Source organism: Tenggerimyces flavus, assembly GCF_016907715.1.
Taxonomy (GTDB): domain Bacteria; phylum Actinomycetota; class Actinomycetes; order Propionibacteriales; family Actinopolymorphaceae; genus Tenggerimyces; species Tenggerimyces flavus.
On sequence record NZ_JAFBCM010000001.1, the window covers coordinates 4,057,537 to 4,072,148 of the forward strand.

14 protein-coding genes are annotated in these 14,612 nt (G+C 69.9%); 7 read left to right on the top strand and 7 right to left on the bottom strand.

Features of this window, described 5'->3' with window-relative positions; translation table 11 throughout:
* Positions 1-22 precede the first annotated feature (22 nt).
* From JOD67_RS18975 to JOD67_RS19000, 6 genes are all read right to left on the bottom strand, one after another.
* Positions 23-988 carry a sigma-70 family RNA polymerase sigma factor gene (locus JOD67_RS18975; protein ID WP_205118941.1) on the bottom strand — a complete coding sequence of 322 codons (966 nt, stop codon included), beginning with the start codon at positions 986-988 and terminating at the stop codon, positions 23-25.
* On the bottom strand, positions 985-2,172 hold the full coding sequence (locus JOD67_RS18980; RefSeq protein ID WP_205118942.1) for an RNA polymerase sigma factor: 1,188 nt from the start codon (positions 2,170-2,172) through the stop codon (positions 985-987). Before JOD67_RS18980 ends, JOD67_RS18975 begins: the two co-directional genes overlap by 4 nt.
* Entirely contained in the window at positions 2,169-2,516 is a 348-nt protein-coding gene (locus JOD67_RS18985) for a YciI family protein (RefSeq protein ID WP_205118943.1), read from the bottom strand. The genes JOD67_RS18980 and JOD67_RS18985 overlap by 4 nt, the downstream gene beginning before the upstream one ends.
* 365 nt (positions 2,517-2,881) lie before the next feature.
* Positions 2,882-6,121 (bottom strand): AfsR/SARP family transcriptional regulator, encoded by a 3,240-nt coding sequence (locus tag JOD67_RS18990; RefSeq protein ID WP_205118944.1) that lies wholly within the window; start codon positions 6,119-6,121, stop codon positions 2,882-2,884.
* Positions 6,122-6,225: 104 nt separating this feature from the next.
* Positions 6,226-6,636: an alternative ribosome rescue aminoacyl-tRNA hydrolase ArfB gene (arfB, locus tag JOD67_RS18995; protein WP_239555036.1), complete on the bottom strand. Its 411-nt coding sequence runs from the start codon at positions 6,634-6,636 to the stop codon at positions 6,226-6,228.
* Between the two features lie 13 nt (positions 6,637-6,649).
* Complete coding sequence (locus JOD67_RS19000; RefSeq protein WP_205118946.1) at positions 6,650-7,327, bottom strand: GOLPH3/VPS74 family protein; 678 nt, start codon at positions 7,325-7,327, stop codon at positions 6,650-6,652.
* 58 nt (positions 7,328-7,385) lie between these two features.
* On the opposite strand from JOD67_RS19000, the gene mgrA reads away from it, so the two are divergent.
* From mgrA to JOD67_RS19035, 7 genes are all read left to right on the top strand, one after another.
* The gene (mgrA, locus tag JOD67_RS19005) at positions 7,386-8,411 is read left to right on the top strand and encodes an L-glyceraldehyde 3-phosphate reductase (protein ID WP_205118947.1); all 1,026 of its coding nucleotides are present in this window, start codon (positions 7,386-7,388) and stop codon (positions 8,409-8,411) included.
* Between the two features lie 143 nt (positions 8,412-8,554).
* Positions 8,555-9,358 (top strand): CPBP family intramembrane glutamic endopeptidase, encoded by an 804-nt coding sequence (locus JOD67_RS19010; RefSeq protein ID WP_205118948.1) that lies wholly within the window; start codon positions 8,555-8,557, stop codon positions 9,356-9,358.
* 47 nt (positions 9,359-9,405) lie between these two features.
* The gene (locus JOD67_RS19015; RefSeq protein WP_205118949.1) at positions 9,406-10,398 is read left to right on the top strand and encodes a methionine ABC transporter ATP-binding protein; all 993 of its coding nucleotides are present in this window, start codon (positions 9,406-9,408) and stop codon (positions 10,396-10,398) included.
* A complete protein-coding gene (locus JOD67_RS19020; protein ID WP_205118950.1) occupies positions 10,395-11,054 on the top strand; it encodes a methionine ABC transporter permease in 660 nt (219 codons plus the stop codon). The genes JOD67_RS19015 and JOD67_RS19020 overlap by 4 nt, the downstream gene beginning before the upstream one ends.
* 25 nt (positions 11,055-11,079) lie before the next feature.
* Positions 11,080-11,895, top strand: a complete 816-nt coding sequence (locus JOD67_RS19025; RefSeq protein ID WP_205118951.1) for a MetQ/NlpA family ABC transporter substrate-binding protein — start codon at positions 11,080-11,082, stop codon at positions 11,893-11,895.
* 86 nt (positions 11,896-11,981) lie between these two features.
* Positions 11,982-12,134, top strand: coding sequence for a hypothetical protein (locus tag JOD67_RS19030; protein WP_205123376.1), 153 nt, complete (start codon positions 11,982-11,984; stop codon positions 12,132-12,134).
* A 157-nt stretch (positions 12,135-12,291) separates the two neighbouring features.
* On the top strand, positions 12,292-12,762 hold the full coding sequence (locus JOD67_RS19035; protein ID WP_205118952.1) for a lamin tail domain-containing protein: 471 nt from the start codon (positions 12,292-12,294) through the stop codon (positions 12,760-12,762).
* Positions 12,763-13,027: 265 nt separating this feature from the next.
* Here the strand turns inward: JOD67_RS19035 and JOD67_RS19040 are convergent, their stop codons facing one another.
* Positions 13,028-14,182 carry a carbohydrate kinase family protein gene (locus JOD67_RS19040; protein ID WP_307782453.1) on the bottom strand — a complete coding sequence of 385 codons (1,155 nt, stop codon included), beginning with the start codon at positions 14,180-14,182 and terminating at the stop codon, positions 13,028-13,030.
* Positions 14,183-14,612: the final 430 nt, after the last annotated feature.

Consider the following 14,612-nt stretch of genomic DNA (forward strand, 5'->3'; position numbering starts at 1 on the left):
GGACCCGGGCAGGGCCGCGAACTCATCGCGCGTCGGCGGGAAGCTCCATCGGCAGGCCGTAGGCGGGGAAGATGTCGGCATCGATGAACGCGGTGATCGCGGAGACCTTCGTGCCGCGCAGCGTGAGAACGTCGATCGCGTGCGGCACGTACGCGTCGCGCTCGGGATCGTAGCCGTAGGTCCCGAACGCGAGCTGCCCGTTCGACCAGGTCGGGACGAACCGCCAGCGGACCGTGAGCGGGCCGATCGGCATGAACGCGCGGATCGCGGCCAGGCCGTCGTACCACTCGGGCTCGGGCGGCATCGAGAACTTCGCGTCCTCGGTGAGCATCGAGACGATCCGTTCGATGTCGCCGGCCTCCCACGCGTCGACGTACTGCGTGACGAGGCCACGCAGCTCGGCGTCGTCGAGCGCACGCAGCGTGACCTGCTGGCTGGGCTCCGGGAGCGCCTCGTCGACCGCCTTGCGGGCTCGCTGCAAGGCACTGTTGACAGCGGGAACGGTGGTGTCGAGCGTCTCCGCCACCTCCCGTGCGGTGTAGCCGAGTACCTCGCGGAGCAGCAGCACGGCGCGTTGCAGCGCGGGCAGCTGTTGGAGGGCGACGACGAACGCCAGCTCGAGGCTTTCGCGTTGCTCGTAAGCCGCTTCGGCATCGTCGATGGGGTAGGGCTCCAGCCAGAGGGCCTCACCGGCGTGGGCCTCGAGCCCCGTGGGGAGCACCCGGCTCGGACGGCGTTCGATAAAGGACAGGCAGACGTTCGTCACGATCTTGTACAGCCATGCCCGCACCGAGCTGCGCCCCTCGAACCGCCCCAGCCCACGCCACGCGCGCAGCAGCGCTTCCTGCAACGCGTCCTCGGCGTCGTGGACCGACCCGAGCATGCGGTAGCTGTGGGCGTGCAGCTCGTGCCGGTACGTGTCGACGAGCTCGCGGTACGCGTCCTCGTCGCCGCCTCGCGCGGCCGTGAGCAAGGTCGTGTCGGTCATCCCTGAGAACTGTACGTCCTTGGCAGCTCCGCGAGCCGCTGCGCGAGGAAGCGGCGCTCGGGTTCGGTGCGGGCGAGCTCGAGGGCACGTACGTACGCCTGCCGCGCGTCGTCCGGCCGGTCCAGCCGGCACAGCAACTCCGCGCGGGTCGAGTGCAGGTACGGGTAGGAGTCGAGGTCGAGGCCGTCGACGATGCGCAGCGCCTGGTCGGGCGCGCCGGCCTCGGCGACCGCGACGGCCCGGTTGAGCTCGACGACGGGCGACCGGGTCAGCCGGGACAGCTCGCCGTAGAGCGCGGCGACCTGCGGCCAGTCGATGTCCGAATCCGCTTGCAGGGAAGCGATCGCGGCCTGCAGGACGTACGGTCCGTTGCCGCCGCGGGCCACCGCGCGGTCGACGAGCTCGCGGCCCTCGTCGATCAGCGTGCCGTCCCACAGTGAGCGGTCCTGGTCCGCGAGCCGGACGAGATCCTCGCCAGCGAAGCGGGCCGCCCGCCGGGCGTGGTGGCAGAGCATGAGCGCGAGCAGCGCGGCGACCTCGGGCTCGTCCGGCATCAGGTCGTACAGGACTCGGCCGAGCCGGATCGCCTCGTCGGACAGGTCGACAGGTCCGCTGTAGCCCTGGTTGAAGATCAGGTAGAGCACCGCGAGGACGGCGGCCAGCCGTTCCGGCAGCGTGTGGTCCGGCGGCACGCTGAACGGGATGCCGGCGCCCTTGATCTTGACCTTCGCGCGGGTGAGCCGGCGCTTCATCGTGTCCGGCGTGACGAGGAACGCGGCGGCGATGTCCTCGGTGCTGAGACCGCCGAGCGTACGAAGGGTCAACGCCACTTGGGCTTCGCGGGCGAGGGCGGGGTGGCAGCAGGTGAAGATCAGCTCGAGTCGTTCGTCCGGGATCGCCGTTTCGTCAACGTCGTAGGGGTCTTCGTACACATTCGGCTCCTGAAGCAACCTCGCCTTGACGGCGAACGTACGCTCCCGCCGGAGCCGGTCGAGCGCCTTGTTCCGCGCCGTCGTGACGAGCCAGCCGCCGGGGTTGGGCGGGACGCCGTCCCGCGGCCAGCGCTCGGCGGCGATGGCGAACGCTTCCTGAGCGGCCTCCTCGGCGACGTCGAAGTCGCCGAGGAAGCCGATCAGGCTGGCGAGGACTCGCCCCCACTCCTCGCGGAAGACCCGCTCGATCACATTCCCGGCTTCTCCACCAGCGGCCGGACCTCCACCGCGCCGCCGAGCCGGGCGGCCGGGATGCGCGCGGCGACCTGGAGCGCGACGTCGATGTTGTCCGCCTCGACGATGTAGTAGCCGGCGAACACCTCCTTGGTGTCCGCGAACGGGCCGTCGGTCAGCAGCGCGTCGCCGTCCTGCACCCGAACGGTGGTCGCGGTCTCGGGCCCCTGCAGCTGCCCGCCGTCGACGACACCCGGAACGTCGCGGATCGCGAGGTACTCCTTGGAGATCTGCTCGAGCTCCGACGGCGTCAGCGTGGGGTAGATGGCCGGGTTGTCCTGGATCAACAGTGCGTACCGCATGGTCGGTGCCTTTCCTTGCTAGGAAGTGCTGTCGTCCTGGCTACGAACGGCAGACCGCCGAGGGGACAGCGATCCGCAAGAGATTCTTCCCGGGATCCGATCCGCGCGCCGCCCTTCGCTGGATCAGGCCCGCCGCGGCGGTTTGGATGAAGGGCACCCCCATCCAAAGCTGCCGTCGACCTCGGTCCGGCTACTGCCCCGTGATCATGAACGTGATCATGAAGCCGGAGCCGTCCCATACGCCGCTCAGCCTTCATGATCACGTACATGATCATCGCGGTGGAGGGCACGTCGCGAGCGGGCCGAGCTTGGCGTTGGATGAAGGGCACCTTCATCCAATCCGCGCGGTGCGGGGGGCCACCTGGCTAGCCGGCGATTTCAGGCGTGCCGATGTCGGCGAACAGCGCGTTGGCCTCGCGTCGGTGGGCGGCGGCCGTCTCGGGGTCGCCGGAACGTTCGAGGGCGTCGGCCAGCACCGCGAGCGTCCGCGCGATCCCAAGCCGGTAGCCGGTGTCGCGGTGCAGCTCCAACGCCTCGTGGGCGTGCGCCGTGGCGCCGTCCAGGTCGAGCTCGACCAGCAGCACCGCGTGCGCCACCAGGGCCTGGCCGTGCAGGATCTGATAGCCGATGCTCCGGGCGGCCTCGACCGCGTGCTGGGCGTGGACGAGCGCCGGCTCCGTCCGACCGAGCCGGCCGAGCGCGACCGCCATCCCGATCAGCGCCTCGGTCTCCGGATGCCGCGCCGACGTCTCCCGCGCGAGCTGCAACGCCCGCGTGTGCTGGTCGATCGCGGCCTCGTACTCGCCGAGCCGGCGCCGGACCACGCCGAGCCGGTTGCGCGTGTACGCCTCGGTGAACCGGTCGCTCGTTCCCTGGACGAGCTCGAACGCGCGCTGGGCGTGCTCCGCCGCGGTCGCCTGCCGACCGGCGTCGGAGTGCACCGCCGCCAGCGCGCCGAGCGCCATGCCCTCGCCGTTCACGCTCCCGACCTTCCGATACAGCGACAGCGCCTCGGCGAGCGTCGACAGCGCGTCGTCGAAGCGGCCGAGCCGGTGGTAGAGCTCGCCGAGATAGTGGGTGGCGATCGCGAGCCCGTGCCGTTCGCCCAGCTCGCGGTAGTAGCGCATCGACTGGGACAGGTAGTCGCCCGCGAGCCGCAGCCGCCCCTGGGCGAGGTAGAGCACGCCGAGGTTGCACAGGTTGATCGCCTCGCCGCGCCGCGAGCCGATCGCGCGGTTGACCGCGAGCCCCCGCAGGTGCAGGGCGGCGGACAGGCCGAGCTCGCCGAGCTCGGAGTAGACGACGCCGAGGTTGCCGTACGCGTTCGCCTCGCCCTCGCGCCAACCGGCGCGCTCGCTCAGCTCCTGCGCGGCCTCCTGGTGCTCGATGACCTGCGGGTACTTGTTCAGGCACAGGTGCGCCATGCCCAGGCCGAAGTGTCCGGCAGCCCGCGCGCGGAGGTCGTCCGCTCGCTCGGCCGCGGCCAGCCCGGCCCCGGCGGCGGCGAGCCAGTCGACCGCGTTGCGGCGCAGCCAGAAGTAGCCGCGGAGCGCGTCGGCCAGCAGCCACGCGTAGTGCGGCGGGCCGTGGGCGGCGGTGTGCTCGATCGCGGCGATCAGGTTGGGCAGCTCGGCGTCCAGCCAGGCCAGCGCGGCGGCGGGGTCGGGATACTCGGCGTGGACCGACGTGGGAACGTACAGGCGCAGCACCTGCGGATAGAGCAACGTGGCCGCGGCGGCGACCTGGTCGAGGTACCAGTCGTTCAGCCGCGCGGTCGCCTCGGAACGGTCGTCGTCGCTGTCCTCGGACTCGGCGCGCTCGGCCGCGTACAGCCGGAGCAGGTCGTGGAACACGTACCGGCCGGGCTCGGGCTGGTCGACCAGATGCGCGCCGGCGAGCCTGTTCAGCAGCGCGACCGCGTGCGGAACGGGCAGGTCGGCGAGCGCCGCGGCGGCACCGGCGCTGACGTTCGGCCCGGGGATCAGCCCGAGCCGCCGGAACAGCCGGCGGGCGTCTCGGTCGAGCGCCTCGTACGAGAGGTCGAACGCGGAACGGACGGCCGACGGCTCGTCGTCGCCGATCTGCAACGCGTCGAGCCGCCCGCCCGCGACCAGGTCCGCGACCTGGTCGGCGATGCTGCCCTGCTGGTGGAACGTGAGGTTGGCGGCCGCGATCCGCAGCGCGAGCGGCAGCAGCGCGCAGAGCCTGGCCAGCTTCTCGGCGGCCTGCGGCTCGGCGGCGATCCGTTCGGGGCCGAGAAGCCTGGCCAGCAAGGCGTTCGCGTCCTCGGGGTCGAGGACGTCGAGCGTGACGTGCTGGCCGCCTTCGCGGGCGATCAGCCCGCCGAGGCGTTCCCGGCTGGTGACGAGCACGAGGCAGCCGGGCGTCCCCGGCAGCAGCGGGCGGACCTGCTCGGCGGTCTTGGCGTTGTCGAGGACGACCAGCACCCGCTTGCCCGCGAGCAGCGTGCGGTAGAGCGCGGCGGCCTGGTCGGGGTCGACCGGCACCTGGTCGGCGGGAACGCCGAGCGCGCGGAGGAAGCCCGCGAGCGCGTCGATCGGGCGCATCGGCGGCGACGAGGAGTAGCCGCGCAGGTTGACGTACAGCTGGCCGTCGGCGAAGCGTTCGCGTACCTGGTGCGCCCACTGCACGGCGACCGTCGTCTTGCCGACGCCGGCGGTGCCGGAGATCACGCCGAGCGCGACCCCGTCGGCGGCGTCGGCGAGCAGCTCGTCCAGCCGCTTCAACGCGCGGGCGCGACCGGTGAAGACCGCGGTGCCGGCGGGCAGCTGGGCGGGCACGGTGATGTCGAACGGCTGCGGCCTCGCCTCCAGCGGAACGGCGGCCGGCTCCTCCTCGATCGGCATGCCGCCGCTGAGGATCTGCCGATGCAGGTCCTGAACGGAGGCGGAGGGCTCGACGCCGAGCTGGTCCACGAGGGTGCCGCGGAGCTCGCGGTAGGCGGCGAGCGCGTCGGCCTGCCGGTCCGAGCGCGCGAGCGCCATCATCAGCAGCGCCCAGAGACGTTCGCGGAGCGGGTGGGAACGTACGTACGACCGCAGCTCGGCGGCGACAGCGGCGTGTCGGCCGCGGCGCAGGTCGAACTCGATCCGTTCCTCCAGAACGGTGAGCCGGCGCTCCTCCAGATGCATGGCCTCGACGCGGCCGGTCTCCTGGGAGATGCCCTCCAGCACGGGACCGTGCCAGAGCGCGAGGGCCTCGGTCAGCAGGCCGGAACGTTGCTCCAGCGCCGCGGCGGACTCGTCGCCGTCCAGCGCGTGCGCGGCGCCGACGAGCTCCTCGAACCGGTCGCGGTCGAGCTCGCCCGGCCGTACCTCGAGGAGGTAGCCAGGCGGACGGGTCTGCAGCGGCTGCCGGTCGGTCTGGAGGGCGCGGCGGAGCTGGGCGACGCAGCCCTGCAGCAGGCCGCGCGCGGAGGACGGAGCGCGGTCGCCCCACAGGTGCTCGACCAGGCGATCGGTGGACACGACCCGGTTGGCGTGGAGCAGCAGGATCGCCAGCAGGGCTTGCTGCTGCGGCCCGCCCACGTTGACCGAACGACCGTCTTCGAGGACCTCGAGAGGCCCGAGAATCCGAAACCGCATACACACCCCCCAGGTGGTCTCGGCCCTGCCAGGTTAACAGTCAGCAACCAGCGGGGTCCGGAAAATGCCGATCCTCGATCACCCTCCGCTTATGCGGATTCGGGCTAGTCCGCAGGACGTTCGCGAAGGCGTTTGAGTTGGCTGCGTTGCTGCTTGTTCTGCCGCCGGCGTTGGACCGAGCCCTTCGTAGGGCGGGTACGACGCCTCGGCCGGGGTGGGGGAGCGAAGGCCTGTTCGAGCGTCGTCGTGAGCCGGACGAGGGCAGCGCGCCGGTTGGCGAGCTGGGATCGGTGCTCGGACGCGGCGATCGACAGCACGCCGTCGACGAGCCGGTCGCCGAGCCGCTGGACGGCCCGTTCGCGCAGGTTGTCCGGTACGGAAGGCGAACCGGCCAGGTCGAACGACACGGTCGCCCGCGAGTCGGTGGTGTTGACCGACTGACCGCCCGGGCCGCTCGACCGGGAGAACCGCCAGGTGAGCTCGTCCTCGGGGATGTCGACCGGACCGGCCCGCAACGGTGCCACGTGCTCAGCTGCTGCTTGCTCCGCCGGCGACCGCGACGCTGACGATCACCGCGGTGGTCGCGGCCTGGACGGCTTCGACGGCCTTGCGGACCGCTTCGGCAGCCCAGGCGCTCTCTGCGATCTCCTTGGCCCGTTTGCGAACCGCGCGGCGGTCCGGCGCGTCGACGACCTTCTGCACCGAGTCGATCGCGGAGAGCATCGCGATGAGCGCGGCCGTCCGCGGGTCGGGCTCCTTGCCGAGCAGCAGCGCGGCGTCCAGCTTGGAACGGACCTCCGCTTCGGCTGCGGCGTCGGCCGCCGGCCACCGCGTGGTCGGGAACAGCCCGAGCACCTTCTCCTCGCGGCGTTCGAGCACGCCGCGGTCGGCCAGCCGGTCGAGCAGCCGGTCGCGGAGGTTCTTGGCCAACGCGCCAAGGACGTTCTGCGGCTTGCGGCCTTCCTTGTCGTCGATGATCTCGAGGGCTCCGTCCAGAACGTCGTCGCCGAACGGCGACCTGTCCCGGACGACCAGGCGGCCCTTGCGCTCCGTGTCGTTCTCGCCGGCGATGTCGACGCGGCCGGCCATTGCGAGCTCGATGAGCACCGCACCCGCGAGCGCGTGGTCGACCTTCGTGCGCTCGACGACCGCCTTGCCGGTGGCGTCGGCGTACAGGAGCAACAGCAGGTCTTCGGCGATGATCATGTGTCCAGGATAGGGCGCCGCCAGTGGACCGTCGCGCTGGCGTGGAAGACTCACGGGCATGGCATATCTCGCTGCGGACGACCGCTATGACCGGATTCAGTACCGCCGCTCGGGACGTAGCGGCCTGAACCTGCCGGCCGTTTCCCTCGGACTGTGGCACAACTTCGGCGACGACTTCCCGTTGGAGCGGCAGCGCTCGATCCTCCGCCGGGCTTTCGACCTCGGCATCACGCACTTCGACCTCGCCAACAACTACGGCCCTCCGGCGGGCTCGGCCGAGCTGAACTTCGGCAAGCTGTTCCGCGAGGACTTCGTTCCCTACCGGGACGAACTGGTGATCTCGACCAAGGCGGGCTACTACATGTGGCCCGGCCCGTACGGCGAGTGGGGCTCGCGGAAGTACGTGCTCGGCAGCCTCGACCAGAGTCTGAAGCGGATGGGCGTGGACTACGTCGACATCTTCTACTCGCACCGGTTCGACCCGGACACGCCGCTCGAGGAGACGATGGGCGCGCTGGATACGGCCGTTCGCTCCGGGAAAGCGCTTTATGCCGGCATTTCGTCGTACTCGCCCGAGGCCACCAGGCAGGCTGTGGCGATCCTGCGCGAGCTGGGTACGCCGTTGCTCATCCACCAGCCGTCGTACTCGATGCTGAACCGCTGGATCGAGGAGGCGCTGCTCGACGTGCTCGGTGACGAGGGCGTGGGTTGCATCGCGTTCTCCCCGCTGGCACAGGGGATGCTGACCTCGAAGTACCTGAACGGCATCCCCGACGACTCGCGTGCGGCGCAGGGCAAGTCGCTCAACCCGGACCAGCTGAACGAGAAGAACCTCGCGCACATCCGGGCGCTGAACGGGATCGCCGAGCGGCGCGGCCAGACGCTGGCGCAGCTGGCGCTGTCCTGGGCACTGCGCGACTCGCGCGTGACCTCGGTGCTGATCGGCGCGAGCAGCGTGGAGCAGCTGCAGGACAACGTCGCGGCGCTGGACGGTCCGGCGTTCACCGACTCCGAGCTGGAGGAGATCGACCAGCACGCGGTCGAGGCGGGCATCAACATCTGGAAGAAGTCCAGCCACGGCTGACCGTCCCCAAGCACCACGACTTCCCTAACCCAACCGGGGTTTACCACGTGGCAAAGCCACCCCAAACCCCATCCTGGCAAGGGAAGTCGCGGGACCTGTGGAAACTGGGGACGGTGGGACGCCTTCGGGTGCAGAGTCCGAGAATGAACGTGAGACGGCTCGTCGTCTTCTTCAGCTTGGCGCTGGCGCTCACCTGGGTCGTCTGGGTGCCGCGAGCGCTGGCTTCGCACGGGATCGTTCGAGGGGCGGTCGCCGACCTGGCGACCGCCCTCGGTCTGTACTGGTCCTGGATGCCCGCCATCGCGGCACTGCTCACCGCGGCGTTGGTGGGTGGGCGTGCCGAGGTGCGGGCGTGGCTCGGTCGGCTGGGTAGGTGGCGGGTCGGACCGCAGTGGTACGCCATCGCGCTGCTCGGGCCTGCCGCGTTCGCCCTGCTCGTCGGCGGGATCGCGGCCGCCCTCGGGCTCGGTGACCTGTGGCCCCGCGCGCTCGACAGTGGTGTGGCGGCGATCGGCTTCTTCGCTGTTCTGCTGCTGACCGACGGCCTCGGTGAGGAGACCGGCTGGCGGGGGTACGCGCTGCCGGCGCTGCTGGAACGCCACTGGGCGCTGGTCGCGAGCCTGATCCTGGGCGTGTTCTGGGCCGTCTGGCACCTGCCGTTGTGGATCACCGCGGGGTCGGCGCTGGATGGCAGCCCCTGGCTGTTCCACCTCGTCGACCTCCCAGCGACCTCGATCCTCTACACCTGGCTGTTCCTGCGCAGCCGGGAGAGCGTGCCGGTCGCCATCGTCCTGCACGCCTCCATCAACCTCTGGGTCGCCGCGCCCACCGGAACGGCGGCTCAGCTGGCCCTCGTTCTCGGCCTGAAGCTCGCGCTGGTGGCCGTCGCGATCGCGACCGGCCTCGCGCCGCGATCGTCCCACCTGACGAGAACCGCGTCTGGATAGCGAGACCCGCGTTTGGCTGCTTCCGGACAGGCTGGTTCACTACCTCGGTGATCGAGCTGGACGATCTTCGCAAGACGTACCACCTCCCCGGGAGGGACGTGGTCGCGCTCGCCGGCGTCGATCTCGAGGTCGCGCCGGGCGAGGTGTACGGCGTCGTCGGCGAGAGCGGTGCCGGCAAGTCCACGTTGCTCCGCTGCGTCAACCTGCTCGAGCGCCCCGACACCGGCACGGTCACCGTCGCCGGACAGGAGCTCACGTCGCTGCGCGGTGAGGAGCTTCGCAAAGCCCGCCAGCAGATCGGCATGATCTTCCAGCACTTCGAGCTGCTCGCCCAGCGTACGGTCGCCGCGAACGTCGCGCTCCCGCTCGAGCTCGCCGGCGTGAAGCGACGCAAGCGCGACCTGCGCGTCGACGAGCTGCTCGACCTCGTCGGCCTCGCGGACAAGGCCGCGGCGTATCCCGCTCAGCTCTCCGGCGGCCAGAAGCAGCGCGTCGGCATCGCCCGCGCGCTCGCCGCCGGTCCCGCGGTCATGCTGTGCGACGAGGCGACCAGCGCGCTCGACCCCGACACGACCCGTTCGATCCTCGGGCTGCTCCGCGACATCACCAGCCGCCTCGGCGTCACTGTGTTGTTGATCACGCACGAGTACGAGGTCGTCAAGAGCGTCTGCGACTCCGTCGCGCTGCTCAAGGACGGCAAGGTCGTCGAGAAGGGCCCGATCGCGTCGCTGCTCTCGACGCCGAACTCCGTACTGGCGCACGCCCTGCTGCCACGCCTCCCGGTCGCCGAGCCCGCGACGAACGGGGGAGTGATCGCCGACCTCACGTTCCTCGGCGAGGCCGCGAACCGGCCGGTGATCACCGAGACCGCGCGCACGTTCGACATCGACATCAGCGTGGTCGCCGGCGCTCTCGAGTCGCTCGCCGGCCTGCGCGTCGGGCGGCTGCGGGTCGAGCTGCTCGGCGCCGCCGAGGCCTGCGATGGCGCGCTCAAGCGATTCGGCGAGCTCGAGCTCGCGCCGGAGGTGCACCGGGTATGAACGACTGGCAGAGCCTCGTTCCCGAGCTCCTCGACGCGACCGTCGACACCCTCTACATGGTCGGCCTCGCGTCGGTCGTCACGATCGTCGGCGGGCTGCCGCTCGGCGTTCTCCTGCTGCTGACCGACAAGGGCGGGCTGCTCGCCGCGCCCAAAGCGCAGCGCGTGCTCGGCGCGGTCGTGAACGTGGGGCGTTCGCTGCCGTTCATCGTGCTGCTCGTCGCGGTGATCCCGTTCACCCGCTTGGTCGTCGGCACCACGATCGGCAGCACGGCGGCGATCGTTCCGCTGTCGCTGGGCGCGATCCCGTTCTTCGCCCGTCTCGTGGAGACCTCGCTGCGCGACGTCGACCGCGGCCTGGTCGAGGCGGCGCTCGCGATGGGTGCGCGGACGCGCGACGTCGTGGGAACAGTCTATTTGCGTGAGACGTTGCCAAGTCTTGTGTCCGGACTCACGATCACGATCGTCGCGCTCATCGGCTACAGCGCGATGGCGGGCGTCGTCGGTGGCGGGGGACTGGGCGACCTGGCGATCCGGTACGGCTACCAGCGGTTCGAGACCGACGTCATGGTGGCCACCGTGGTCCTCCTCATCGTGATGGTCCAGCTCGTACAGATGGCCGGCGACACGATCGCCCGCCGGCTGGACCATCGCTGAAACAGCAAGGAAGGAAATCCCTCAGATGCGCAAGCTCTGGTTGACACTGTCTGCCCTCGTTCTCGCGGTCGGCCTGGCCGCGTGCGGCAGCAACGGCGGGGAGGCGGCAGATCCCGAGGCCCCGTTGAAGGTCGGAGTGAACCCGGTGCCGCACGCCGAGATCCTCAAGTACGTCAAGGACAACCTCGCGGAGAAGGCCGGGCTGGAGATCGAGATCGTCGAGTTCAACGACTACGTGCAGCCCAACGTCGCGTTGAAGGAAGCCAAGCTCGACGCGAACTACTTCCAGCACGTCCCGTACCTCGAGGAGGAGATCAAGCAGAAGGGGTACGAGTTCACGTTCGTCGCTCCCGTGCACATCGAGCCGCTCGGCCTGTACTCCCGTTCGGTCAAGGACGTGGGCGCTCTGCCGGCTGGTGCCGAGGTCGCGATCCCGAACGACGCGACGAACGGTGGGCGCGCGCTCAACCTGCTGGCGAAGAACGGCCTGCTGACGTTGAAGGACGGCGCGGGAACCGCCGCGACGCAGCGCGACATCACCGCGAACCCGAAGGACCTGAAGATCCACGAGCTCGAGGCCGCGCAGCTGCCCCGTTCGCTGGAGGACGTCGGCGCCGCGGTCGTGAACGGCAACTACGCGATCGAGGCGGGCCTGAAGCCGGCTTCCGACTCGTTGGTGCTGGAGGACGGCAAGGACAACCCGTACGCGAACGGGCTGGTCGTCCGTACCGGCGACGAGAAGGACCCGCGGATCACCAAGCTCGTGTCGCTGCTGCAGTCTCCCGAGGTGAAGAAGTTCATCGAGGAGAAGTACGCGGGCGGCGTGCTGCCGGCGTTCTAGGGGAAGAGTCAGGGATCGTCCCGGAACCCGTCGGACGGTGCCGGTCGTAGAGTTGGTACGCACCCAAGGAACGGGAGGAGGTCGACATGCTGCTCAAGATCCTGCTGATCATTGCCGCCATCTGGCTGGTCTTCGCTGTGCTGGGCTTCCTCATCAAGGGAGCGCTCGTACTCGGGGTCATCGCCCTGATCCTGTTCGGTGCCACCAGCGCGTGGGCGTGGGTCAAGCGCAACGCGTAAACATCTTTCAGCATTGACGATCGGCCGCGACAAAGTGTCGCGGCCGATCTTTTACGTTCGACTGCGTTCGACGATGGGCCTTCCCTAGCCTCTGTCGGGTCGCGGAACTTCCCGACCCATTCCTGAGGGGGAAATCCCACCTATGCCTTACCGACGTGTGTCCAAAATCTCGTTCGCCGCGGCCCTTGTCGCAGCCCTCGGCTTCAGCGTGCTCACCGCGACCGAGGCCAGTGCGGGCAACCCGTTGCAGTTCGGGCACATCCAGTACAACTCGCCCGGCACCGACAACACGAAGAACCTGAACGGCGAGTACGTCGTCATCAAGAACACCGGCAGCTACGCGATCAACCTGAAGGGCATGCGAGTCGCGGACGCGGTGGGGCACACGTACGTTTTCCCGTCGTTCGTCGTCGCCAGCAAGCGCGCCGTCACGCTGCACACGGGCAAGGGCACGAACCGGCCGGGACACCTGTACTGGAACTCCGGCTGGCACATCTGGAACAACGCCAAGCCCGGCGACGTCGCGCGGCTGAAGTACCCGTCGCCGTCCAAGGCGATCTCGGACACGTGCTCGTGGCCGGGGGACAACTCCAAGCAGCAGCCGGGCTACGTGGTCTGCAAGCCCTAGCCTCGGGATTTCGGGTGTTGGTGGACGACTTCGGCGCGTGAAAGCCGGGCATGTCTGTCCTGCTGGGGAGGCTTGGGGTGGCGACGCCTGGAGTGAGCTGAGCGGGAAGGCGCTCCGTAGGTGAAGCGTGTCGTGGTCGCCTTACCCGGCCAGTGGCCGCCCTACCTGGCGTCCACCCCACGTAAAGCGGCCAATGACCATGTAAACATGATCATTAGCCCCAGGCGGGGGCGGTCCGGGCCGACGGTCGGACGAAAGAACGAGGCTAGGGCGCGATCTCGCCGGTCTGGAAGCCGATCGTGGCGGTGGCCCTGCGTACGGCACCGACGGGGGTCTGCGGGACGACGTCGTCGAGGAACGCGTACTGCCTCGCCACGTGCCCGAGACCGGGCACCCGCTTGGCCACCTGCCACCACGCGGCGATGTCGGCCCAGCCCGGCGCCGACAGCGAGCCGCCGAAGTGCTGCACCGACAGCGCGGCGCAGAGGTTGGCGAACCTCAGGCGGTGTAGCAGCGGCCACCCGGCGAGCGTCGAGGTGACGAACCCGGCGGCGAACACGTCGCCGGCGCCGGTGACGTCGAGCGCCTCGACCGGGAGGGCCGGGACGTCGACCTCCTCACCCGTCGTGGTGTCGATCGCCACCGCGCCCTCGCTGCCCCGGGTGATGACGGCGACGGGGACGTGCTTGGCGAGCTCGTGCAGGGCATCCTGCGGTGAGTCCGTACGGGTGTAGTGCATGGCCTCGGTCGCGTTCGGAAGGAAGACGTCGCAGACCTGCAGCCGGTCGAGGACCTCGGGTCGCCACTGCTCGGTCGGGTCCCAGCCGATGTCGGCGAAGACCAGGGCGCCTTCGGAGTGGGCTTTGGCGGCCCAGTTCTCGGTCTCGTGGTCGAGGTCGACGAAGCACGCCCTCGTCTTCGGCGTACCCGGCTGGCTGCTCGCGATCATGTCGTCGGCGGGGACCGGCGGCTCGTGCGCGTGCGTGACCATGCTGCGGTCGGACTCGTACGCGAGGCTGATCGTGACGGGGGAGTGCCACTGCGGGAAGCGGCGCGAGGTGGACAGGTCGACGCCCTCCTGCTCGGCGAGCGTGCGCCAGCAGAAGTCGCCGTACACGTCCGCCCCGAACGCCGCGGCGAGGCTCGTCCTGAGGCCCAGCCTGGCTAGCGCGATGGCCAGATTGGCGATGCCACCGGGGCTCGAGCCCATGCCGGAGGTATAGATCTCGGTCCCCGCGGCGGGTGGGGAGGCGAGCCCAGTGAAGATGATGTCGAGGAAGACCTTGCCGGACAGGAAGACATCGAACGGCGGATCGTCCGCGGTGCGTCTCGCGACGAGCGGATCGTGCGCCGGGCCTCGACCGACGATGCCGCCGATCTCCCACGGCGTGCTCTTGTTCGACTCCTGCCCGTCGGCCACGATTGCTGGCCTCCCTCGTCCGTCCCCGTGCCCCAGCGTCCAGCGCCCTGCTATCCGGCAACGGTAGCCGCATACGACAAATGGCGCGGAGAGATCTCCGCGCCATCGCCCATATGGCTGCAGCCGCCTGCCTGTCTTGCGCACGCGGCGTTGAAGCCTGTGAGCACGCCAGTAAGGAGTCTGGCAGCGAGCCGGAGAGAGGAGTGGACAAACAGATGAAGAGGCAGCGAACGCCCGGCTTCATCCGCACCACAAGAGACCTGGGGAATCCCCACAAGCGACCTCAGCACGGCAGCAAACCCCAGCAAGAAGGAACCTCCCCCGGGACACCTGTTCCGGGGGCAGGGGCGGCGCGTGAAAAACAGGTGGCCGGGCCGGGGCGAGTCAAGGGCCGCTCCGCGGTCGCGAAGCGACGTCGCCCCTCTGCGAA